The organism is Pseudomonas sp. LS-2 (assembly GCF_003605735.1).
Taxonomy (GTDB): Bacteria; Pseudomonadota; Gammaproteobacteria; order Pseudomonadales; family Pseudomonadaceae; genus Aquipseudomonas.
Genome location: NZ_QXTJ01000038.1, coordinates 40,978 through 63,255, shown reverse-complemented (window position 1 = coordinate 63,255; position 22,278 = coordinate 40,978). Strand labels below are relative to the sequence as shown.

At 61.4% G+C, this 22,278-nt stretch carries 16 protein-coding genes; 8 read left to right on the top strand and 8 right to left on the bottom strand.

What is annotated here, in order from left to right:
- Window positions 1-71 precede the first annotated feature (71 nt).
- Window positions 72-449, bottom strand: a complete 378-nt coding sequence (nirD, locus tag D3M70_RS20830; RefSeq protein WP_120127551.1) for a nitrite reductase small subunit NirD — start codon at window positions 447-449, stop codon at window positions 72-74.
- Entirely contained in the window at window positions 446-3,007 is a 2,562-nt protein-coding gene (gene nirB / locus D3M70_RS20825) for a nitrite reductase large subunit NirB (RefSeq protein WP_120127550.1), read from the bottom strand. The genes nirD and nirB overlap by 4 nt, the downstream gene beginning before the upstream one ends.
- A 728-nt stretch (window positions 3,008-3,735) precedes the next feature.
- Between nirB and D3M70_RS20820 the strand changes: the two genes are divergently transcribed.
- The gene (locus D3M70_RS20820) at window positions 3,736-7,539 is read left to right on the top strand and encodes a bifunctional nitrate reductase/sulfite reductase flavoprotein subunit alpha (protein ID WP_120127549.1); all 3,804 of its coding nucleotides are present in this window, start codon (window positions 3,736-3,738) and stop codon (window positions 7,537-7,539) included.
- Between the two features lie 6 nt (window positions 7,540-7,545).
- On the opposite strand, the gene D3M70_RS20815 is transcribed toward D3M70_RS20820, so the two are convergent.
- Window positions 7,546-8,472: a glyoxylate/hydroxypyruvate reductase A gene (locus tag D3M70_RS20815; protein WP_120127630.1), complete on the bottom strand. Its 927-nt coding sequence runs from the start codon at window positions 8,470-8,472 to the stop codon at window positions 7,546-7,548.
- A gap of 107 nt (window positions 8,473-8,579) precedes the next feature.
- Entirely contained in the window at window positions 8,580-9,659 is a 1,080-nt protein-coding gene (locus D3M70_RS20810; protein ID WP_120127548.1) for a tartrate dehydrogenase, read from the bottom strand.
- Between the two features lie 109 nt (window positions 9,660-9,768).
- Between D3M70_RS20810 and D3M70_RS20805 the strand changes: the two genes are divergently transcribed.
- From D3M70_RS20805 to D3M70_RS20795, 3 genes are all read left to right on the top strand, one after another.
- Window positions 9,769-10,680, top strand: a complete 912-nt coding sequence (locus D3M70_RS20805) for a LysR substrate-binding domain-containing protein (RefSeq protein ID WP_120127547.1) — start codon at window positions 9,769-9,771, stop codon at window positions 10,678-10,680.
- A 231-nt stretch (window positions 10,681-10,911) separates the two neighbouring features.
- The gene (locus D3M70_RS20800) at window positions 10,912-11,961 is read left to right on the top strand and encodes an ABC transporter substrate-binding protein (RefSeq protein WP_120127546.1); all 1,050 of its coding nucleotides are present in this window, start codon (window positions 10,912-10,914) and stop codon (window positions 11,959-11,961) included.
- 15 nt (window positions 11,962-11,976) lie between these two features.
- Window positions 11,977-13,707: a GMC family oxidoreductase gene (locus tag D3M70_RS20795; RefSeq protein WP_120127545.1), complete on the top strand. Its 1,731-nt coding sequence runs from the start codon at window positions 11,977-11,979 to the stop codon at window positions 13,705-13,707.
- A 171-nt stretch (window positions 13,708-13,878) separates the two neighbouring features.
- Here the strand turns inward: D3M70_RS20795 and D3M70_RS20790 are convergent, their stop codons facing one another.
- Window positions 13,879-15,306: an aldehyde dehydrogenase family protein gene (locus D3M70_RS20790; RefSeq protein WP_120127544.1), complete on the bottom strand. Its 1,428-nt coding sequence runs from the start codon at window positions 15,304-15,306 to the stop codon at window positions 13,879-13,881.
- A gap of 149 nt (window positions 15,307-15,455) precedes the next feature.
- Between D3M70_RS20790 and D3M70_RS20785 the strand changes: the two genes are divergently transcribed.
- From D3M70_RS20785 to D3M70_RS20770, 4 genes are all read left to right on the top strand, one after another.
- Window positions 15,456-16,403 (top strand): LysR family transcriptional regulator, encoded by a 948-nt coding sequence (locus D3M70_RS20785; RefSeq protein ID WP_120127543.1) that lies wholly within the window; start codon window positions 15,456-15,458, stop codon window positions 16,401-16,403.
- 142 nt (window positions 16,404-16,545) lie between these two features.
- Window positions 16,546-17,250: an HAD-IA family hydrolase gene (locus D3M70_RS20780; RefSeq protein ID WP_120127542.1), complete on the top strand. Its 705-nt coding sequence runs from the start codon at window positions 16,546-16,548 to the stop codon at window positions 17,248-17,250.
- A gap of 203 nt (window positions 17,251-17,453) precedes the next feature.
- Window positions 17,454-18,737, top strand: a complete 1,284-nt coding sequence (locus tag D3M70_RS20775; protein ID WP_165869859.1) for an FAD-binding oxidoreductase — start codon at window positions 17,454-17,456, stop codon at window positions 18,735-18,737.
- Window positions 18,738-18,751: 14 nt separating this feature from the next.
- Window positions 18,752-19,462: a cupin domain-containing protein gene (locus D3M70_RS20770; protein WP_120127541.1), complete on the top strand. Its 711-nt coding sequence runs from the start codon at window positions 18,752-18,754 to the stop codon at window positions 19,460-19,462.
- 51 nt (window positions 19,463-19,513) lie between these two features.
- Here D3M70_RS20770 and D3M70_RS20765 read toward each other — a convergent pair whose 3' ends face one another.
- The 3 genes from D3M70_RS20765 to gabT form a co-directional block, all read right to left on the bottom strand.
- Window positions 19,514-20,005 (bottom strand): Lrp/AsnC family transcriptional regulator, encoded by a 492-nt coding sequence (locus tag D3M70_RS20765; protein WP_081567735.1) that lies wholly within the window; start codon window positions 20,003-20,005, stop codon window positions 19,514-19,516.
- Window positions 20,006-20,043: 38 nt separating this feature from the next.
- Window positions 20,044-20,730 carry a haloacid dehalogenase gene (locus D3M70_RS20760; RefSeq protein WP_120127540.1) on the bottom strand — a complete coding sequence of 229 codons (687 nt, stop codon included), beginning with the start codon at window positions 20,728-20,730 and terminating at the stop codon, window positions 20,044-20,046.
- 99 nt (window positions 20,731-20,829) lie between these two features.
- A complete protein-coding gene (gene gabT, locus D3M70_RS20755; RefSeq protein ID WP_120127539.1) occupies window positions 20,830-22,119 on the bottom strand; it encodes a 4-aminobutyrate--2-oxoglutarate transaminase in 1,290 nt (429 codons plus the stop codon).
- Window positions 22,120-22,278 lie beyond the last annotated feature (159 nt).

Genomic DNA, 22,278 nt, shown 5'->3' with positions numbered 1-22,278 from the left:
AACCCGCCGAAGGCGAAACGAGTATGGCGTTAGCCAGACCCCATGCACTCGACCTCAACGCAAAAAACACCTCACCCCACATCAACCTCAACCACGTCCCCCATCAACCGCACCGGCCAGGTCCGCAATCTCAACGCCGGATCCTCCAGACACGTACCGTCTTCCAACCGGTAATGCTGCTTGTACAGCGGCGACGCAATCACCAGATCCCCCGCCAGACTCCCGATCAACCCCCGCCCGATCACATTGACCCCGGACACCGGATCGCGATTGTCCACCGCGAACAACTGCGGCGTGCCACTGATCGACGCCACGTAAAACAGTGCGACTTGCGCCGTGCCCACCAGCGCCACCACGCCGGAGTTGAGCACCAGATCCTGACGTGCGCACACCGCACGCCAGGCCTGAGTTTGCGACGGGTCCATCATCAACGCATTGGACTGGCTCATCGTGCGATCTCCGCAACAGGAATAAGGTTGAGTTCACCGGCGCGTGCCGGGCGACGCTGGCTGCGTTCCTTGACGAAATGAATGTCCGGGTCAGCGCTCTTGTCGTTGACGAAGGTGCGGAAGCGCTTGAGTTTCTCCGGGCTCTTTAGTGCGTTCGCCCACTCGCATTCATAGCGATCCACCACCAGTTGCATTTGCTGTTCCAACTCGGCCGCCAGCCCCAGGCTGTCGTCAATCACGACGGCCTTGAGGTAATCCAGTCCACCTTCCAGCGACTCGCGCCAGACCGACGTGCGCTGCAATTTGTCAGCGGTGCGGATGTAAAACATCAGCACGCGGTCGATGTAGCGAATCAGCGTTTCGTCATCCAGATCGGTGGCGAACAGTTCGGCATGGCGCGGGCGCATGCCGCCGTTGCCGCAGACGTACAGGTTCCAGCCGTTCTCGGTGGCGATCACGCCGATGTCCTTGCTCTGGGCTTCGGCGCATTCGCGGGTGCAGCCGGAGACCGCGAATTTGAGTTTGTGCGGCGAGCGCAGGCCCTTGTAGCGATCCTCGATGTTCAGCGCCATTTGCACGCTGTCCTGCACGCCATAGCGGCACCAGGTGCTGCCGACGCAGGACTTCACCGTGCGGGTGGATTTACCGTACGCATGCCCGGTTTCGAAACCGGCGGCGATCAATTCGGCCCAGATATCGGGCAGTTCATGGAGCTGCGCGCCGAACAGGTCGATGCGCTGGCCCCCGGTGATCTTGGTGTACAGATCGTATTTTTTCGCGACGGCGCCGATGGCGATCAGGCCGTCGGGGGTGATTTCTCCTGCCGGAATGCGCGGCACGATGGAGTAGGTGCCATTTTTCTGCATGTTGGCCATGAAGGTGTCGTTGGTGTCCTGCAATGGGACCAGCGACGGGTCCATGATCGGCTTGTTCCAGCATGACGCGAGAATGGAGCCGACCGCCGGTTTGCAGATGTCGCAACCGATGTGGCCCTTGCCGTGGCGGGCCAGCATCTGTTCGAAACTCTCGATGCTTCCCACTCGGGCGAAGGCGTACAGCTCCTGACGGGTGAAAGCGAAGTGCTCGCACAGGCTCTTGTCGACCGCCACGCCACGGGCTGTCAGTTCGTGTTCGAACACGCTCTTGAGCAGTGCCGAGCAGCCACCGCAACCGGTTGCCGCCTTGGTGCAGGTCTTGATGCCGGCAAGGTTGGTGCAGCCGCCGTCGAGGGCGGAGCCGACCGCGCGTTTGCCGACGTTGCGGCACGAGCTGGTGGTCGCCGTGGCGGGCAGGGCGTCTGCGCCGAGGGTCGGTGCGCCTTCGCTGTGGGGCAGGATCAGGCTCGACGGGTCGGCGGGCAGCTTGATGCCGTTCTGCGCATATTGCAGCAGGGTGTCGTAGTAGCTGTTGTCGCCGACCAGCACCGCGCCCAGCACTTGGGTGCCGTCGGCCGAGACCACCAGGCGACGATAGCTGGAGGTGGCTTCGTCGATGAAGCGGTAGCTGCGCGCACCGGTCAAGGCCCCATGGGCGTCGCCGATGGAACCGACGTCGACGCCCAGGAGCTTGAGCTTGGTCGACATGTCGGCGCCGAAGAAGGGCTCTGCATCCAGATCGCACAATTGTGCCGCGACGTTGCGCGCCATCTGATAACCCGGCGCGACCAGTCCGAAGACACTGCCGTTCCACGCCGCGCACTCGCCGATGGCGAAAATATCGGCGTCACTGGTGCGGCAATGTTCGTCAATCGAAATGCCGCCACGCGGGCCCAGCTCCAGCGCGCATTGGCGGGCGAGGGCGTCCTGTGGGCGAATGCCGGCCGAGAACACGATCAGGTCGGTTTCGAGGAATTCATCTCCGGCGAAGTTCATGCGATAGCGATATTGCTCGCCTGCGCTGATCGACTGAGTGGCGCGAGACAGATGCACGCCAACCCCCAGCGCTTCGATCCGGGCCTTGAGCGCCGCGCCGCCATGATCGTCCAGTTGTACCGGCATCAGGCGTGGTGCGAACTCGACGACGTGGGCTTCCAGTCCAAGAGATTTCAAGGCGTTCGCTGCTTCCAGACCCAGCAGCCCACCGCCGACCACGACACCACGTTTAGCGTTTTCGGCAGCGGCGCGAATGGTGTCCAGATCGTCCAGCGTGCGATAGACCAGTCGCGAATGCCCCTCGGCGCCTTCGATGGGCGGCACGAACGGATACGACCCTGTGGCGAGCACCAGCTTGTCGTAGCCGAAGCAGCCTTGGGCGGTGATGACTTCGCGTCGAGCCTTGTCGATCTCCAGTACCGGCACCCCCAGATGCAGCGTCAGGCCCGGGTGCTCGTACAAAGCGGCATCGCTCAGGGCCAGCGATTCGGCATCGCGCCCGCCGAAGTATTCGGACAGGTGCACGCGGTCGTAGGCGCGCTGGCCTTCTTCACCGAAGACATGAATGCGGTAGCGCTCAAGGGCACCGGCGGCGATCAGTTGTTCGACGCAGTGGTGACCGACCATCCCGTTACCAACGACGATCAGTGTTTGCACATCGTTCAGAGGGGCGACTGTGGTGTTCATATCGAGTCCCGGCCAAGGCCAATCAGGTTTTTTGAAAGCAAAAAAAAGGCGCCCGGAACCTTTCGGTTCCAGGCGCCTTTGCCTGTTCTTTTATGGGTTGTCGCTCGACCACAGTGTCGGAACAACCTGCTGAGCCCACTGCCTTGAGGGCGGACGATCATCATTGACCGACCAGGGCTGCCAACCGCGCATACAGGCTGGACTTGGAGGTAATAAAGCAATGGGTGTGCCATCGCGGCATTGGTCTCTTATGCGTGGAGGCCTGTACGCGGTCTGCTTTAGATTCTGGCCGAAGGCCGTGGGAGGCCAGCTTGCTGACGATCTGGCGCGCAGCGGCAGCAAAACCGGCGGTGGTCGGCGCTCTGGCTCAACCGAGATGTCTGATTCTGCTGCCGCTTTGCGCCAGATCGTTGGCAAGCCAGCCTCCTACGCCCTGGCGGGCAGAGGCCGGAATTGACTATGCAATTCAGCACAAAAACTGTGCGATTTCGCTGCGCGTGCCCCAACCTGTAGCAATCCCGCTGGCCAGCGCCGGCGATCCTGAACGCTCCACCGCCGACATCCCGTGGGGCGACAGGCAGACACAGAAGGCTGGCCTGTCCTTTGCAATTGCCCGCTTACAGGCAGTCAACGCCGATTGCCATCTTCACGACAAAGGCGCCGTGTGCTCTCCGTATTTTCGACGGGGGAGAACAGGGCGTCTTTTTTTTGGTTTCGGGAAATCGGCTATGGCGAGCAACAGCGTGCGAAGTGTGTGTCCTTATTGTGGCGTCGGCTGCGGCGTCGTCATGCAGGTCGAAAACAATCGTGTGATCAGGGTCACGGGTGACAGGCAGCATCCGACCAACCTCGGGCGTCTGTGTACCAAGGGCACCACCTGTGGACAAGCAATCGCCGATCCCGGGCGTATGGAATCGGCGTACCTGCGTCATCAGCGCAATCAGGATCCTGTGCGCAGCGACATGGATGCGGCAATCACTCAAACCGCGCTGCGCATGCGCACGATCCTCGACCGCGACGGCCCCGATGCACTGGCGTTCTATGTATCGGGGCAGATGTCTCTGGAAGCACAATACCTGGCCAACAAACTGGCCAAGGGCTTTGTGCGCACCCACAACATCGAATCCAACTCGCGGCTGTGCATGGCCAGCGCCGGCAGCGGCTACAAACTGTCGCTGGGCTCGGACGGACCGCCCGGCTCCTACGACGATTTCGACAACGCCGATCTGTTCTTCGTGATCGGCGCGAACATGGCCGACTGTCATCCGATCCTGTTCCTGCGCATGATGGACCGGGTCAAGGCCGGCGCCAAGCTGATCGTGGTCGATCCCCGCCGCAGCGCCACGGCCGACAAGGCCAGCCTGTTTCTGCAGATCAAACCCGGCACCGACCTGGCGTTGCTCAACGGCCTGTTGCACTTGCTGCTTGAAAACGGCGACATCGACCACGACTTCATCGCGTCCTTCACTCAGGGCTGGGACGCGATGCCGGCGTTTCTCGCCGACTACACCCCTGAAAACGTCGCGCAGATCACCGGTCTGGCCGAAGCCGACCTTCGCCAGGCCGCACTGATGATCGGCCTTGCCCCGGAGTGGATGAGCTGCTGGACCATGGGCTTGAATCAGAGCACCCACGGCACCTGGAACACCAATGCGCTGTGCAACCTGCATCTGGCCACCGGGGCGATTTGCCGTCCGGGCAGCGGGCCGTTCTCCCTCACCGGCCAGCCCAATGCCATGGGCGGTCGGGAGATGGGCTACATGGGGCCTGGCCTTCCGGGGCAACGCTCGGTTCTGGTTGAATCGGATCGCAGCTTTATCGAAGACCTGTGGGCGATTCCCCGCGGCAGCCTCGGCCAGATGCTGGGCGGTGGCACCATCGACATGTTCGAGCAGATGCGCGATGGCGTTATCAAAGCCTGCTGGATCATCTGCACCAACCCGGTCGCCAGCGTCGCCAACCGCGCCACGGTGATCGAAGCGCTGCAGACCGCCGAGTTGGTCATTACTCAGGACGCGTTCCTGGACACCGAAACCAATCGCTACGCTGACATCCTCCTGCCAGGCGCGCTGTGGGCAGAGGCCGAAGGGGTGATGATCAATTCCGAGCGCAACCTGAACCTCACGCAGAAAGCCGTCGATGCGCCTGGCCAGGCCTTGCCGGACTGGCAGATCATTGCGCGGGTCGCCTGTGAAATGGGCTTCGCCGAGTCCTTCAGCTATGCCTCGGCCGAAGACGTGTTCGAGGAAATCAAACAGGCCTGGAACCCGAAAACCGGCTACGACATTCGCGGAGCGAGCTACGCGCGGCTGCGCGATCAGTCGCTGCAATGGCCCTGCGCGCCTGACGACATCGGCACGCGCAACCCGATTCGTTACCTCAACGACGGTGTCAGCCAGGCCGCTCGGCTGGATGAACAGGGTGAGCGCCCGGCGATTGTTTTCGCCACGGCAAACGGCAAGGCGATGTTCCTGCCGCGCCCGCACATGCCGCCCGCCGAAATGCCCAATGATGCCTTCCCGATGGTGCTCAACACTGGGCGCTTGCAACATCAATGGCACACCCTGACCAAGACCGGGAAAGTGGCGGCGCTGAACAAGCTCAATCCGGGGCCATTCGTGGAAATCCATCCTGACGACGCTGCTGTGTTGGGCATTCGCGACAAGGACGCAGTGGAAGTGCGCTCGGTTCGGGGACAGGCCGTGTTGCCTGCGGTCCTCACCGACCGGGTGCGCCCCGGCAACTGCTTCGCGCCGTTTCACTGGAACGATGTGTATGGCGAAAACCTGGCGATCAACGCTGTCACCAGCGACGCGATAGACCCGATTTCCCAACAGCCCGAGTTCAAGTTCTGCGCCGTGGCCTTGCGCAAAGTGGAGTTGATCGGCCATCGCTTTCTTGACCTGCCCGAAGCCGAACCGCAAATGTCTGACGCGGCGCAAGGCGAGCCGCTGCTGACCCTGCTCTGGGCTTCACAAACCGGCAACGCCGAAACCCTGGCCAAGCGCTTCGGCACCCATCTGCGCACGGCGGGTATTGCTGTGCAGGTGGCGGCGATGGACAGTTTCCCCGTGGCGCGACTCAGTGAAGTGAGCAATGTCGCGCTGATCAGCAGCACGTTTGGCGACGGCGATTCGCCGGACAATGGGCAAGGCTTCTGGCAGTCCCTGACAACTCAGCAAGAACGCCTGGAGTCGCTGCGCTACGCCGTGTTGGCGCTGGGTGACCCGAGCTACGAGCGCTTCTGCCAGCACGGCAGGAATCTGGATCAGCGTTTGCTGACGCTAGGTGCCTCGCCGTTGATTCCTCGGGTCGATTGCGACGGTGATTTTCAGGACCCTGCCGATGGCTGGTTCAAGGCGCTGCAACAGGCGCTGGCGCTGGACATTCCCGACATCGAAGTCGCTGACACGGCGCCAGGCGACCAGCCAACCCGTGGGCGTCCGCACCCGGCGAAACTGTCTATCAACCGCCGGCTGAACGGGAAGGGCGCCAGCAAGGACACTCGCCAGTTTGCGTTGACGCTCGGCGACTCGGGTCTGAAATACAACGCTGGCGATGCGCTGGGGGTTTGGCCGCGCAACTGTCCGGCACTGGTCGACGAGGTGCTGGAGTTCACCGGCTTGAATGGCGAGCAACCGGTCGTCCTCGACAAATATGGGGAGGTGCCGCTGCGTGTGGCGCTGACGGAGCAAATCGAAATCGCACGACCCAACGCGCAGGCATTGCGGTTCATCGCCGAGCGCAGCAACAGCAACGAGCTGAGAGACCTGCTGACCGACCCGTTCAAAGGTGAGTTGAAAGACTGGCTCTGGGGCCGGCAACTGGCGGACGTGCTGCGCGAATTCCCCCTGAGGTGTTCCGCGCAGGAGCTGCTGGCACATCTCAAGCCCTTGCAGCCGCGCCTTTACTCCATCGCCTCCAGCGCAATGGCCCATCCGAACGAAGTTCATCTTACCGTTTCTGCCGTGCGCTACGGCAAACGCAAGGGCGTATCGTCGACCTTTCTCGCGGACCGCGCGGACGACTGCGAAGTGCCGATCTTCGTCCAGCCCACTCAGCATTTCCGCCCGCCTGCCGATGGTGACGTGCCGATCATCATGATCGGCCCCGGCACCGGTGTCGCGCCGTTCAGGGCCTTTCTGCAGGAGCGGCGCATGCGCGGTGACCGCGGGCGCAACTGGCTGTTCTTCGGCGAGCAGCATGCAGCGACCGACTTCTACTATCGCGACGAGCTGCAAGGCCTGCAGAAGGATGGCTTGCTGACGAACCTGAGCCTGGCGTTCTCTCGCGATCAGGCGGAGAAAATCTACGTCCAGCACCGCATTCGTCAACAGGGTGCGCAACTGTGGCGCTGGCTACAGGACGGGGCGCAGCTCTACATCTGCGGCGATGCCACGCACATGGCCAAGGATGTCGATCAGGCTCTGCGCGAAGTCATCGGCGAGCACGGCGGTTTGAGCCCCGAACGGGCGACTGAGTATTTACGCTATCTGGCCGAACAGAAGCGTTATGTGCGCGACGTGTACTGAACGGCTTCAGTACCCCTGATCACGGGCTATCTCGCCGAGCATCGCCTCGCCGCGCTGATGCCGACGAATATTTTCCAGCAGCACCTCGAAAGCGCTGTCCGGGGAGGTGTTGGCGCCAATGTGGGGTGTCATCCAGATGCCGGGGTGGTGCCAGAACGGATGGTCTTCGGCGGGCGGTTCATCGTTCAACACATCAACGATGGCATGTGCCAGCTGGCCGCTCGCCAAGGCATCCAGAAGGTCGTTTTCCACCAAGTGTCCCCCGCGCCCGAGGTTGATCAGTTGCGCCCCTTCGGGCATCGCCGCGAAGGTTCTGGCATTGAGGATTCCACGGGTGTCATCGGTCAATGGCAACAGGCAGATGAGGATGTCGCACTGATTGAGAAACGGCTCCAGATGGTCGTTTGCGGCGTAACACTCTACGCCGTCAATGTGCTTTTGCGAGCGTGCCCAGCCGTGCAGTTCGAAACCGAACGGACGCAGGCTTTCCAGCACCGAGACGCCCAGATTGCCCAGGCCCATGACCCCAACACGGCGGCGTCTGGCGGGCATCAGTTCATGCTCCTGCCATTGCCGCGCCTGCTGCTGTTGAAGGTACAGGGGGATCTGCCGATGCAAACTCAATACCGCGAAGCAGGCGTATTCGATCATGCCTTTGGCGATGCCGGGGTCGAGCATGCGGACCACGTTGATGTGTTCGGGTAACTCGCCCAGTTCGAACTGATCGACCCCGGCTGAGGTTGCAAATACCACTTCAAGATGGGGGAAGCGCTCGTGCAGGTTCTTCGGCGGTTGCCAGGCGGCGAAGTAACGCACCTGCGACGGATCGCCGATGTCGGGCCACAGGCGCACGTCGATGTCTGGCGCGTGGGTTTGGAACAGTGATTTCCAGATGTCGCCGCGGGCGTCATCGACTTTGAACAGCAGGGCCATGGGCGTCTCGCAGGCAGTCGGGCAGATGCCCACACGATGCCAGAGCCCTACGCAACAATCTCCCGAATCCTTCGGCCGGAACGGGAGATTGCGCGTTATTTGTCCGCTCAGACCGCAGCAGCGATGGCCTTGCCCAGCGCTTCGGTGTTGCCTGTGCCACCGATGTCGGCGGTCAGCGGGGCATTCTCCGGGCCCATCGCGAGCACGGTTTCAATCGCTGTCAGCACCGCTGCGCCGGCTTCCGGATGGCCCAGGTGTTCGAGCATCATTGCGCCGCACCAGATCTGGCCGATGGGGTTGGCGATGCCCTTGCCTGCGATGTCGGGCGCCGAACCATGCACCGGCTCGAACAGACTCGGGAAGTTGCGCTCCGGGTTGATGTTGGCCGAAGGCGCGATGCCGATGGTGCCGGTGCAGGCCGGGCCCAGGTCGGAAAGGATATCGCCGAACAGGTTGCTCGCCACCACCACGTCGAACCAGTCCGGGTGCAGGACGAAGTTCGCGGTCAGGATATCGATGTGGTACTTGTCGACGTTGACGTCGGGGTACTGCTTGCCCATTTCGGCGACGCGCTCATCCCAGTAGGGCATGGTGATCGCGATGCCGTTGGACTTGGTGGCCGAGGTCAGGTGCTTCTTCGGCCGGCTCTGGGCCAGGTCATAGGCAAATTTCAGGATGCGGTCGACGCCAACGCGGGTCATGACGGTTTCCTGCAGGACGATCTCGCGCTCGGTTCCGGGGAACATCTTGCCGCCTACGCTCGAGTATTCGCCTTCGGTGTTCTCGCGCACCACCCAGAAATCGATGTCGCCGGGCTTGCGGTTTGCCAGTGGGGCCTTCACGCCCGGCATCAGACGGCAGGGACGCAGGTTGACGTACTGGTCGAATTCGCGGCGGAACTGCAACAGCGAATCCCACAGGGAAATGTGGTCCGGTACCACGTTCGGCCAGCCCACGGCGCCGAAGTAGATCGCGTCATAGCCCTTGAGGGTGTCGAACCAGTCGTCCGGCATCATCTTGCCGTGAGCCAGGTAGTAATCGGCGCTGGCGAAGTCGAACCAGTCCCATTGCAGTTCCAGGTTGAAGCGGGCAGCGACGGCATCGAGCACGCGTACGCCCTCGGGCATGACTTCCTTGCCGATACCGTCGCCGGGGATCACTGCAATTTTGTACTGACGGGTGCTCATGGATTCGACTCCTTGGGTTGATTGGGGCACGGGTCTCAGTGTATGCAGTGTCTCTGGATTAATAATTAGTCTTCCGGGAAAGCCATTCTTAGTTTCAAGGAAAGAATCCATGAGCATGATCGATGACCTGAGTTTCTTTCAGCAGGTGGCAACCCGCGGCAGCCTCACGGAAGTGGCGCGGCATCTGGGGCTGTCACTGCCCGCCGTCAGCAAACGCTTGAGCCAGCTGGAGGCCAGGTTGGGCGTGCAGTTGCTGCAGCGCACCACCCGGCGATTGTCGCTGACGCCGGAAGGTACGCTGTATCTGGAGGGCAGTCGCCCGATTCTGCGGCAGCTCGAAGAGCTGGAAAGCGCGCTGAACAGCCGTCAGCCCACGTTGCAGGGGCGCTTGCGAATCAACGGCACGCTGGGTTTCGGACGTCAGCATCTGGCGCCGATCGTGTCGAGCTTCGCGCGTTTGCACCCGGACCTTGAAATTTCGCTGGAGTTGACCAGCCAGCCGCTGAGCCTGCTGGATGATCAGTTCGACATCGGGGTGTGCATGGGGGAGCCGCCGGATTCGCGGTTGATCGGCATCCGCCTGCTGGAAAACCCGCGCATCCTCTGTGCGTCGCCAGGATACCTTGAGGCTATGCCTGCGCTGACCCGAGTGGCCGATCTGGCGCAGCACAACTGCATTGTCCTGCGCCAGTTCGGCAGCGATTACGCGATCTGGCGGTTCAGCAAGGATGGCCAGGATTACTCGCACAAGGTCAGTGGAACGCTGTCGAGCAACGATGGTGAAGTGGCGCTGAGCCTGGCGCTGGATGGTCACGGGCTCATCCTGCGCTCGCGCTGGAATGTTCAGGGCTATCTGGAGAATGGGCGACTGCAAGCGGTATTGACGGACCACCAGGCACCTCGCGCCGACATCTTCGCCGTGTATCAACACAGGCGCCATATCCCGCAGCGCATCCAGGTGTTTACCCGTTACCTTGCGCAAGCGCTGACCGAGCGTTTACCGTTTGCCGCCATCAAGTGAGTGATGGCGCAGGTCGAACGACTGGCGGGTGTAAAGGTATTTTTTTGCATAACCTCACGTCATGGACTATCTGACTAATCGTGCATTGCCCCCGGCCGTCATGCTCTTGTAACGTCCAAGGCTCCCGCTCGGTCGAATAATAAGATCAAACCTGAGCAAGGCACTGCGGTGCAGGGTGTTCAGTCGAGGTTTTAGCACTGCCGAATTAATCTACGTCCAGGATGATTTGCCATGAAAACCTTGTCTGTTACTGCAGCGTTCGGTTCCGTCTTATCCCTGTTGAGCCTGTCGGTGGCGTGTGCGGTGCCGGCATGGGCCGACGAGATCACCTTCGTCTCGCAAGGGGGCGCGTATCAGGAAGCGCAGACCAAAGCCATTCTGGATCCCGCGGCGAAAGCCCTGAACATGACCATCAAGCAGGACAGCGCGCCGGACGCCTGGCCGATGGTCAAGGCGCAGGGCGAGGCGAAGAAACCGGTCTGGGACGTGATCGACACCCCTCCGTCCAACTGCGTGCGCGGCGGCAACGAAGGGCTGATCGAGAAGCTGGACCTGAGCAAAATGCCCAACGTGCAGGGCATGCCCGCTGCCTATCGCACGCCGTATTCGGTGGCCTACGAGTTCTATTCGTCGGTCATCGGCTACAACACGAAAACCCTGAAAAAGATTCCTCAGACCTGGGCCGAGTTCTGGGATGTGAAAAACTTCCCCGGCACCCGTGCGCTGCGCAACGATCCGATGAGTACCCTGGAAGCCGCGCTGCTGTCCGATGGCGTCCCCCGAGACAAACTCTATCCGCTGGATGTCGACCGCGCCTACAAACGCCTGGAGCAGATCAAACCCAATATTGCGGTCTGGTGGACGTCAGGCGGTCAATCGGCGCAGTTGCTGGCAGACGGTGAAGTGGACATGTTGATGATCTGGAACGGTCGCGCCAGCGCGGTGCAGAAAAGCAACCCCGATGTCGCGTTCACCTACAACGATGGCCTGCTGCAGAACACCCAGCTGTGCATCCTGAAAAACGCCCCTAACTACGCCGCTGCCGTGAAGTTCGTCAACGAAGCGGTGTCGCCTGAGTTGCAGGCCAACCTGCCGTTGTACATCGACTACGGCCCGGGGAACCCTGCCGCTTTCGCAACCGGCAAGATCACCGATCAACGAGCCAAAGAACTGCCTAGCTCGCCGGACAATGCCGCCCGCCAGGCGATGATGTCCGAAGAGTGGTGGGCGTCGCCTGCGGGGATTGCGGCCAAGGATCGCTGGCTGTCCTTCGTCCAGTAAGGCCGGAGTGCGCACATGATCGATTACCTGATACTCGGCGGCGGCTCGGCAGGGTGTGTGCTGGCTGCGCGGCTCTCGGAAGATCCGGATAAGCAGGTCTGCCTGATCGAGGCGGGTCGAGACATCAGCGCTCGGACCATGCCGGCTGCGATTCGCAGTCGGTATCCGGGGCGCGCCTACCTGGATGTCAGCAACATCTGGCGTCGCCTGACTGCCTTGATGGGCAATCGGGCCAGCGCCGAGCGTCGATACGAACAGGCGCGGATTCTGGGCGGCGGTTCGGCGATCAACGCGCTGATGACCAATCGAGGGGCGCCTGCCGATTACGACGAGTGGCAAACGCTCGGTGCGCAAGGCTGGAATTGGGACAACTGCCTGCCGTACTTTCGCAAGCTGGAAAACGACAGTGATTTCAGGGGTCCGCAGCATGCTGCGTTGCATGGCAACAGCGGCCCTCTGCGGATTCGACGCACCTCGCCTGAGCGGCTTTCGCCCTTCGTGCGAGGCGTGATGAACGTGTTGGGCGGGCGCGGCCTTGCGCACAAACCCGATCAGAATGGCCCGTGGGAAGAGGGCGTCTTCGTCGGCGCCATTGGCGTCAGCGAACAGGGTGACCGGATTCCAACCTCGGTGTGTTACCTGACCGACGAAGTGCGTCGTCGCAGCAATCTGACCATCAAGACACACTGCCTTGTAGACCGCGTACTGATCAAATCCGGGCGCGCAGTGGGGGCCAGAATCATTGGCCAGGACGGCGCAGTCGAATCGCTGATGGCCAGAGAAGTCATCGTTTGCGCCGGCGCGATTCACAGTCCGGCCATTCTGTTGCGCAGCGGCATTGGTCCGGTCGATGACCTGATTTCACTGGGCATCAGTTTGGTCAGTGATCGGCCGGGTGTGGGGGCGAATCTGATGGAGCATCCATCGATTGCGGTCTCTGCGTTGCTCAATCGCGAGGGGCGTACGGCGTTTCCCGACGAGCATCACGAGCAGGCCATCGTGCGGTTTTCGTCGGGGCTCCAAGGCACGGTTCCCTGTGACATGCACGGGGCAATCCTGTCTCGCTCCGGCTGGCATTCCATTGGATATCGTCTGGGCACCCTGTTTTTCTGGGTCAATAAATCTTATTCCCGGGGGCGTTTGCGCCTGGCGTCCAGCGACCCGAACGACGAGCCGGTCGTGCGCTTCGAGATGTTGTCCGATGCTCGGGATCTGGAGCGTTTGAAACAGGCGCTGCGGTTGGGCGCAGAAACCTTGTCGGCGGATGCGCTGGCTGGAGCGCGCAGCGTGGTGTTCCCTTCCAGCTATTCGCCTCGGGTGGCGAAAGTCGCGATGCCGGGTGCGTTCAATGCCTTGCAGCGGGGGATGTTGAGTCTGTTGCTGGACGTCGCAGGCCCTTTGCGTCAATGGCTGGTGCATGGCTTGGTGACTCAGGGTGTTACCTTGAAAAAGCTGATGGCCGATGACCGGGCGCTGACCGAATTCGTGCAGCGCAATGTCGGCGGCACCTGGCATCCATCAGGCACATGCCGCATGGGAAGCGCCGATGATCCGCTGGCAGTCACCACAGGGGAGGGGCGAGTGATCGGGGTCCAGGGACTGCGCGTGTGCGATGCGTCGTTGATGCCGTCGATTCCCTGCGCGAACACTAACGTGCCAACGATCATGATCGCCGAGCGCATCGCCGACCTGATCAAGGCCCAAGCGACCGTTGCGCAGCGGGATGTCGAGGTCTCCGGCATCTAGCGGATGGGCTCGCGAGCTCCTGATCCTGATCGTTTCTGGCTCACCTCACTCAGTCTGTAGCAGCACAGCTTGCCGGCGCAGGCGTCCGTCGTATCGCCACCGCCGGCAAGCCGGACTGCTACAGGTCTGCGGGGCCGTGCGGCTCCTACAGACAATCGACTCAGCCGACCCTCACGCGCCCCATCCCACAATCCCCTTGGTTTCCAGAAACGCTTCCAGACCGAACTCGGCATATTCCCGCCCGTTGCCTGATTGCTTGTAACCGCCGAATGGCGCGCTGGCGTCCCAGTTCGGATAGTTGATGTAGACGCTGCCTGCGCGCATCTGCAATGCCACCTTTCGAGCGCGTTCCACATCGGGCGATTGCACGTACGCCGCCAGACCAAACACGCTGTCGTTGGCCATGCTGACGGCGTCTGCATCCGCCTCATAGGGCTGGATGACCAGCACCGGGCCAAAGATTTCTTCCCTTGAAATCGTCATGTCCTGAGTGACGTTGGCAAAGATCGTCGGCTGGACGTAATAGCCCGTGGGTAGATGAGCCGGTCGGCCCAGGCCACCGCACACCAATTGCGCACCTTCTTCGATGCCAATGCCGATCATCTTTTGAATCGCATCGAATTGCCGTTCGCTGATGACCGGACCCATGCGGGTAGCTGCATCGTCTGGCGCGCCCAGCGTGTGAGCCTTTGCAGCACGGCGGGCGATTTCAACCGCCTGATCGTGCAGTGCCCCGGGAACCAGCATGCGGGTCGGCGCATTGCAGGACTGCCCACTGTTGCCAAAGCAGCTGTCCACCCCAGAGGTCACCGCTGACTCAAGGTCAACGTCATCGAGCAAAATGTTCGCGGACTTGCCCCCCAACTCCTGATGCACGCGTTTGACCGTAGGCGCTGCAAGGCGGGCGATCTCCGTGCCGGCGCGGGTCGAGCCGGTGAACGAAACCATGTCCACGTCCCGATGCGCCGCGAGTGCTGCTCCCACGGTCGGGCCGTCACCATTTATCAGGTTGAACACCCCTGCGGGCACCCCGGCTTCATGCATCACCTGGGCGAAGAGCAACGCGTTGATCGGGGCGATCTCACTGGGTTTGAGCACCATCGTGCAGCCTGCCGCGAGGGCGGGGGCGACTTTGCAGACGATCTGATTGATCGGCCAGTTCCACGGTGTGATCAGCGCCACCACACCGACTGGCTCCTGACTGATCAGCGTCGTGCCCCGTTGTTTCTGAAATTCGAACGTGTCGAGCGTCAGCAGCAACTGTTCCAGATGACGCTTGCCAATCCCGGCCTGCCAGTCGTGGGACAAGGTTTTCGGCGCGCCGACCTCTTGCATCACGGCATCAGCGATTTCGTCATAACGGTTCATGAAGGCGGCAAGTATGCGTTCCAGCAACCGCCTGCGCTCTGCCGGTGAGGTCTCGGCGAATGCCGGAAAAGCACGACGCGCAGCGTTCACCGCAGCGTCTACGTCATCCAGATTGCCCATGGCGATTTCGCCGAACGCTTGTTCTGTGGCCGGGTTGATCACGGCCATGCGGTCGTTGCCGCATGGGTCTACCCAGCGGCCGTCGATATAAAACTTCAGGGCGTTTTCCATACGGGTGCGGTCTCGTTCGAATGATAGAGAGGTGCATCAGGGGAGGCTGATCGACGGCTGGAATGTTGCATGCAGTCGCTCGCAAGAATAGGCGCGCTTTTTTGCAGCAGACAATTTACTAATAGTTGTGCGAGGCATAATCTGAGGTCATGTCAAATCTCCGTCGAAAACTCCCCAGCTCCAGTTCGCTGTTCGTCTTCGAAGCCGCTGCTCGCTGTGGCAGCTTCACTCGGGCAGCCGACGAGTTGTGCGTCAGTCAGCCGGCCGTCAGCCGCATGTTGTCACGCCTCGAAGAGCATCTCGGCGTGCAGCTTTTCGAGCGTGTTCGAGGCGGTGCCCGGCTGACCGAAAGCGGCAGCATTCTGTTTCGCCGGGTGCAGGAAGGCTTCAGCACCATCGAGTCGGCCATCAGCGAAATCGAAGCCCGCGCAACCGGCATCGAGACCGTCACGCTGTCGGTCTCCACGGCCTTCACCACCCACTGGTTGATGCCGCGCATGAGCCGCTTCAATCAGCGCTTTCCCACGGTCGACATGCGTTACCAACTGATGTCCGGAAGGATCGGGGGGCCGCTGGTGGACGTCGATCTGGGCATGCGCTATCTCGATGAAGGAAGCCTGAAAGCCACGGAAACACTGGTCATTCCGGAGATTACCCTGCCGGTCTGCAACCCTCAGTACCTGGCGGATGTGGTGCAGGGCAGGAGTCGAAAACAGGTGCCGACACTGATCAGCATGGACCATCAGGATCGTGCCTGGGCAGCGCCTTTCGGGACGCACGGGCGCGCGGACAACACGCTGGTGTTTTCCGATTATGCGGTCGTGGTGCAGGCAGCCTTGCTTGGCCAGGGCATCGCGCTGGGTTGGCTCAACGTGGTGTCCAATTCACTGTGCAAGGGCGAACTGGTGCCGGCGGCAGAGACATTTCGGGTCAATTCGCGACGCTGTTGTCTGGTGGTGCCGGGCAACCGTCCGGTGCGCCCGATCGTGGAAAATGTGCGCGACTGGATTATCGAAGAAATGCGTGCCGACCTGCTCGAAATCGACGCGCTGTACCCTCATCTGGGGCTGGCGGCGACCCTCGAATCGAGCCGTTGAGCACAGCTGCGGTACGTCGAGTAGAAAAACAGTAGGTTATGCCTTAAGGGCAGGGCAAAACAGAATATTGCGCGAGAGGGCGGGCAGATAATGGGACCGTCCAGTCAGTTTCATCCTCACGACTTTTCTTGCGGAGCGCCCTATGTCTTTCAAGCAGTTCAAAGCCCTGACGTTCGACGTCGTCGGTACCCTGATCGATTTCGAAGCCGGCATCCTCGCCCATGTGCGCGAAGTGGCGGGCGAAGCGGGCAAAGCCTGCAGCGATGACGACATCCTCAAGGCCTACCGTGAAGCCCGTGCCTCTACCGATTCGGGCTGGTGGCCGGACGATCTGGAGCGCTGCTACCACGTCATCGCCTCCAGGCTGGGCCTGCCGGACAACGATGAGTACGCCAAAGGCCTGGCTCAGTCAGTGAAGAACTTCCCGGCATTCCCGGATTCGGTCGAAGCGCTCAAGCGTCTGCGCAAACACTTCAAACTGGTGGCGACCACCAACTCGCAGATCTGGGCTCTGAATCACATGGCCGAGACCCTGGATCAGCCATTCGATGTGCGCGTCACTGTCGATGACGTACGGTTCGAAAAACCCGATCCGCAGTTCTTCGCTTACACCCGCGGCGTGCTGGCAACCCAAGGCATCTTGTTCGAAAACATCCTCCACGTTGCCCAGAGCCAGTACCACGACATTGGCGTCGCCATGCGTCTGGGATACCAGACCTGCTGGATCGAACGTCGTTTCGCCCAGAAAGGCACCGGCGGCACCCTGGAATCCGAGCGCACCGAACCGCACTACCACTTCACCTCGCTGGCGCAACTGGCTGACGCGGTAGAAAAAGAACTGGGTTGAATCCTTTCGACGCTCGGACCTGAACAGGCAAGACGTGTTGCTGGCAAAACTCTGTAGCAGCGCGGCTTGCCGGCGGTTGACATGGATCGGTTGATGAATGCATTGCAGATACACCGCCACCGCCGGCACGCCGCGCTGCTACAGAGCATTGCGTGTCATACAGTTCAGGCGAGCGTCAGTCCTTATTTATCCGAGATGCCGGCATGACTGTTCAGAGCTTATGGGCGGCCACCGCCCAACCTGCACCTGCGCTGCAATCCCTGGAAGGCGAGCGGCAGTGCGACGTGGTGATCATCGGCGCGGGTTATACCGGCCTCTCGGCAGCTCGTCACATCGCTGAAAGTGGGCGCGAGCCCCTGATCGTCGAAGCCAACACCCTGGCTTGGGGCGCCAGCGGGCGTAACGGCGGCGTGGTGTCGCCCAAGTTTCGCGTAGGTTTTTCGACACTGATGTCGCGGTTCGGCCGTGACACGGCCTTGCAGATGTACCGCACCGGTTATGCCGCCGTGGACAGTCTGGTGGAGACGGTCCAAACCCTTGGTCTGACTGGCGCCAACCTGCACATGGGCGGGCACATCGCAGCGGCGCACAACGTTCATGCGTTGGGCGGTCTTGAGTCCACCGCGAACTGGATCAAACGTGAAACCGGTGGCGCGTCGTCGGTGATGATCTCGGCAGATCAGGTGCGGGAAATGACTGGCGCCACGATTTTCTCCGGGGGCTTGCTGACCCCCAAGGCAGGCGGTATCCATCCTCTTAATTACGCGCGCGGCATGGCTCAGCACCTCGTCGATCGCGGCGTGAAACTGTTCATCAACAGCCCCGCCGAACAGGTCCGTCGTGAGGGTGATCGCGTCATCGTGCAGACGCCGCAGGGACGAGTCAGTGCCCGGCAGGTGATCTACGCCACCAACGGTTATTCGGATCAGACCCGCGTCACTGACACCTTGCATCGTCGGCTGATTCCGTTCCGCAGCGCGATCATTGCCACCGACCCGCTGCCCCCGCACATTCTCGCCACGCTCATGCCGGGCGGGCAGGTCTGTGGCGACACCAAGCGCATGCTGCGCTGGTTCCGGGTCATCGGTGATCGCCTGATTTTCGGTGGCAGAGGGGCATTCGGCAAAGACGACTCGCACAGCGCCTTCGACGATCTGCAACGCAGCATGGGCGTGGTTTTTCCGGTGCTGCGCGATCAGAAAATTGCCTATCGCTGGTCCGGTCTGGTGGCGATGACCCTCGATTATCTGCCCCATGCCGGGCAACTGGACGAGCGCAGTTTCTACGCCATTGGCTACAACGGCGGCGGGGTTGCGATGTCGACCTGGATGGGCAGACAACTGGCGGCGATGACGGCGGGCGAGAAGGTCGATCTCGGCTTGCTGGCGGGCGACAACTTCAACCCTATTCCCTTGCACGCCTTCCGCGCACCGGGCGTTCGCCTGGCGGCGGGCTGGCAGCAGTTCCTTGATGTCATCGGCCGATGAGCGAGCGTTAAACCATGCCACCGATCCTGCTTTACTCCACGCCTCACACCGACCGGCAGTTGCCGTGCGCAGCCTTTGCCCTGCAAGGCGATCCGCTGGCCGCCGGACGTGTGATCAACTTCCACGATCCGCTGCAGGGGTATGCGACCGGCAGCAGTGTCAGCGTCGGCGCGAATCTGTTGATCGAGGATTTTCCCTGGGTCGAACTGGGCATCGTCGAAGCGGGCGAACTGCGTTTGCAAGGCGACGGTTTCGATCTGCAACTCAGGGCCGGTGACTGCTTCGTGGTGCCTCGTGGCGTTCGTGTTCGCTGGCATCACCGTGGGCAACTGCGCCGATTGTTCATGGCGTTTCCGGGGCTGGAAGCCTGCACCGACATGCCGAAAATGCCGATCCGGATCGACTTGTCTCAATCCCTGTCGGCGGCCAGTCCACCGTCGGCGAATGTGCTACTGACCGGCACCCCGAGCGCCTGGAGCGAAACCCTGTTCAGCGCCGCGAACCTGCGTATCGGCCTGTGGCAATGCGAGGCGTATGCGCGCAAACAGGTGGAGCCCGCTTACAGCGAGCTGATGTTCATTCTCGAAGGTTCAGTGACCCTCACCGCAGAGCAGGGTGACAGTCATCATGTACGAGCAGGCGAAACGGTGATGGTGCCCAAGGGCGCGACCAACGCATGGCGCAGCGAAGAGACGGTGCGCAAGGTGTTCTGCATTTTGTCGTAGTTTTCAACGCACGTGAAAAAAGGGCCTTTCAGCCCTTTTTTTTGCGAAGACTCAAACCGCTCTGACCAGGCTGCGCAACGGCACGGTGCTCTTGACCACCGGCGACTTGATCACGATGTAGCTGAAGTATTTTTCGATGCCGATGTTCTTGTCCAGGATCGATTCCATCAGTTCCTGATAATGCTGGATGCTGCTGCACAGGAAGCGCACCAGATAGTCATAACCCCCGCTGATCAAGTGGCACTCCAGCACTTCGTCGATGTTGCGAATGCTCGATTCGAACTTCACGAAGTCGGCACGCTTGTGGTCCGACAGGGTCATTTCGGTGAACACGGTCACCGAATTGGCGAACTTGGCGAGATTGACGTGGGCTTCGTAACCGCTGATATAACCGGCTGCTTCCAGGCGTTTGACCCGCTGCAGGCAAGGGCTGGGCGACAGGCCCACGGCTTCGGCGAGGCTGACGTTGGTCATGCGCCCGTCTTTCTGCAATTGGACCAGAATGTTGATGTCGATACGATCGAGCTTGGTTGCAGCGTCCATTGGTCAGTCCTCGCAATGTCGAATCTGGGCCTTCGGTCTCAGGCGTGCAATGCCTTTTGGTGGGCATGTGCGAGATCGGCGAGGCTGGCGTATTCGCAGCGCTTGCCGTCCATTGCCTGAGGCGAATGGTTCCACGGCCGGTTATGGCCGCGGCGCAGGGTGCACACCGGAAAGTCCACCCGTTCGATCCACGGGTCGTCGCTTTCGGTACTGCGCACCGGTAACAGTTCTGAACGCTCCAGTCCCAGACGCTGCAGCTCGGTCTCGAGGCTGCTATGCCAATCGTCGCTGCCGGGTTCGATGATCGCATCGAATTCGACCGGCAGGCGCCGAGCCAGCGCAAGTACATCGACGCCTTGGGGTGGGGCGATCAGTATCAAACGGTAGAACTTGCTCAGGTACTGAAGGGCACCTGGAGCATCTTCGAAAATCGGCCACTGGGACGAAGAGCTACTGAATGCCACACTTTCATCCCAGCCCGGAATGATTTGCAATTGTTGCGCCACACGCTGGTAAAGCTGGCCGTGAAAAGCCGTCGCGCTGACCTGTGTTGCCGTGCTGGCAAGCGCCTGCGCCACCTGTCGATAAGTGCTGAGCAACTGAGCGTCGCTGGTATTCGATTCACTCTGCACTGCCAGCGGTCGCAGCCCTTCGAGAATGCCCCGTTCGCGGTCAACCAGGGTGCCGAACGACAAGCCCAAAGCCTTGTACTGGGTGACTTTCATGATTGGCTCCTGGATAGCACGTTCCGATTCCATGATGGTTGAGCTCACGACCCGGCACTGCGCTGGCAGGCCGGGTCGAGTGACACGTTGAACAGTCGCTCAACAGGCGACGGACAGCGCCTTGTCGAGCATCTGCAAAGCCTCGGCCACCTGCGCCGGTGTGGTCACCAGCGGGGCGAGGAAGCGCACCACGTTGCGATGCACGCCGCACTTGATCACCAGCAATCCGGCGTTGCGTGCTTCGTCGATGACCTTCTGCGCCAGTGCCGCATCCGGGCTTTGGACTGCGTCGTCGGCCACCATCTCGATGGCTTGCATGAACCCCAGACCGCGCACGTCGCCGATGCGCGGATAGCGTTTCTGCAACGCCAGCAGCCCCTCGTTGAGCTGCGCTGCCAGTGTCTCGCCTTGTGCCAGCAGATCGTGCTCCTCGAAAAGATCGAGCACCGCCAGCGCCGCAGCACACGCCACTGCGTTACCGCCATAGGTGCCGCCCAGACCGCCCGGCGTCGGTGCGTCCATGATCTCGGCGCGACCGACGACGCCCGACAGCGGCATGCCACCGGCCAGGCTCTTGGCGACGGTCACCAGGTCCGGCTGGATGTCGGCGTGCTGGAAACCGAACATCGTGCCGGTACGTCCGAAACCTGCCTGGATTTCATCGAGAATCAACACGATGCCGTGCTGCGTACACCGCGCGCGCAAGGCCTGGAGGAATTCTTTTGGCGCTGCCAGGAAGCCGCCGTCGCCCTGGACCGGCTCGATGATGATGGCGGCGACACGATCAGGCGCGACGTCGGTGGCGAACAGTTCGTCCAGCTCGGCCAGCGCGTCTTCACTGCTGATGCCGCGATAGGCGGTGGGGTAAGTCGCGTGATAGAGCTCGGCGGGGAAGGGCCCGAAATTCTGCTTGTAGGGCTGGCTCATGCCGGTCAGTGTGACCCCCAGCAAGGTGCGGCCATGAAAGCCGCCCCGGAAGGAAATCACCGCAGTGCGGTTTGTATAACCCCGGGCGATCTTGACCGCATTTTCTACCGCTTCGGCGCCGGAGGTGAACAACACGCTTTTGTAATGCGCGTCCCCGCCGATCATCTTGTTCAGGCGCGCCGCCACTTCGATGTAGTTTTCGTACGCCACGACCTGGAAGCTGGCATGAGAGATCTCGCCGACCTGACGACGCACCGCCTCGACCACGTTGGGGTGGTTGTGGCCGACGTTGAGCACGCCGATGCCGCCGACGAAATCCAGGTAGCGCTTGCCATCCACATCCCATAGTTCAGCACCTTGAGCACGCGCGGCCACGACAGGGTGCGCGGTCGCGATACCGCGAGGCACGTGTTGTTCGCGCAGGGCCAGCAGGCGCTGGTTTTCAGTCAATGCAGAATTCATCTCGATCTCCGTGAACGCCGAGGGTGGCGGGTGATGTGATCAGGATAAGGACTGGCCGGAATCACAAGCGCTGAACTTGGGGTGGCCAGCGCTGTGATCGACTGTTTTGCGGGGGTGTTACGACATATTTCGCTGCGCAGAATTTTTGAAATCGTTGAC

Bases quoted from the DNA above. Each gene is read 5' to 3' on its own strand.
- nirD (WP_120127551.1), bottom strand. From the start codon at position 449: ATGAGCCAGTCCAATGCGTTGATGATGGACCCGTCGCAAACTCAGGCC.
- nirB (WP_120127550.1), bottom strand. From the start codon at position 3,007: ATGAACACCACAGTCGCCCCTCTGAACGATGTGCAAACACTGATCGTC.
- D3M70_RS20820 (WP_120127549.1), top strand. From the start codon at position 3,736: ATGGCGAGCAACAGCGTGCGAAGTGTGTGTCCTTATTGTGGCGTCGGC.
- D3M70_RS20815 (WP_120127630.1), bottom strand. From the start codon at position 8,472: ATGGCCCTGCTGTTCAAAGTCGATGACGCCCGCGGCGACATCTGGAAA.
- D3M70_RS20810 (WP_120127548.1), bottom strand. From the start codon at position 9,659: ATGAGCACCCGTCAGTACAAAATTGCAGTGATCCCCGGCGACGGTATC.
- D3M70_RS20805 (WP_120127547.1), top strand. From the start codon at position 9,769: ATGAGCATGATCGATGACCTGAGTTTCTTTCAGCAGGTGGCAACCCGC.
- D3M70_RS20800 (WP_120127546.1), top strand. From the start codon at position 10,912: ATGAAAACCTTGTCTGTTACTGCAGCGTTCGGTTCCGTCTTATCCCTG.
- D3M70_RS20795 (WP_120127545.1), top strand. From the start codon at position 11,977: ATGATCGATTACCTGATACTCGGCGGCGGCTCGGCAGGGTGTGTGCTG.
- D3M70_RS20790 (WP_120127544.1), bottom strand. From the start codon at position 15,306: ATGGAAAACGCCCTGAAGTTTTATATCGACGGCCGCTGGGTAGACCCA.
- D3M70_RS20785 (WP_120127543.1), top strand. From the start codon at position 15,456: ATGTCAAATCTCCGTCGAAAACTCCCCAGCTCCAGTTCGCTGTTCGTC.
- D3M70_RS20780 (WP_120127542.1), top strand. From the start codon at position 16,546: ATGTCTTTCAAGCAGTTCAAAGCCCTGACGTTCGACGTCGTCGGTACC.
- D3M70_RS20775 (WP_165869859.1), top strand. From the start codon at position 17,454: ATGACTGTTCAGAGCTTATGGGCGGCCACCGCCCAACCTGCACCTGCG.
- D3M70_RS20770 (WP_120127541.1), top strand. From the start codon at position 18,752: ATGCCACCGATCCTGCTTTACTCCACGCCTCACACCGACCGGCAGTTG.
- D3M70_RS20765 (WP_081567735.1), bottom strand. From the start codon at position 20,005: ATGGACGCTGCAACCAAGCTCGATCGTATCGACATCAACATTCTGGTC.
- D3M70_RS20760 (WP_120127540.1), bottom strand. From the start codon at position 20,730: ATGAAAGTCACCCAGTACAAGGCTTTGGGCTTGTCGTTCGGCACCCTG.
- gabT (WP_120127539.1), bottom strand. From the start codon at position 22,119: ATGAATTCTGCATTGACTGAAAACCAGCGCCTGCTGGCCCTGCGCGAA.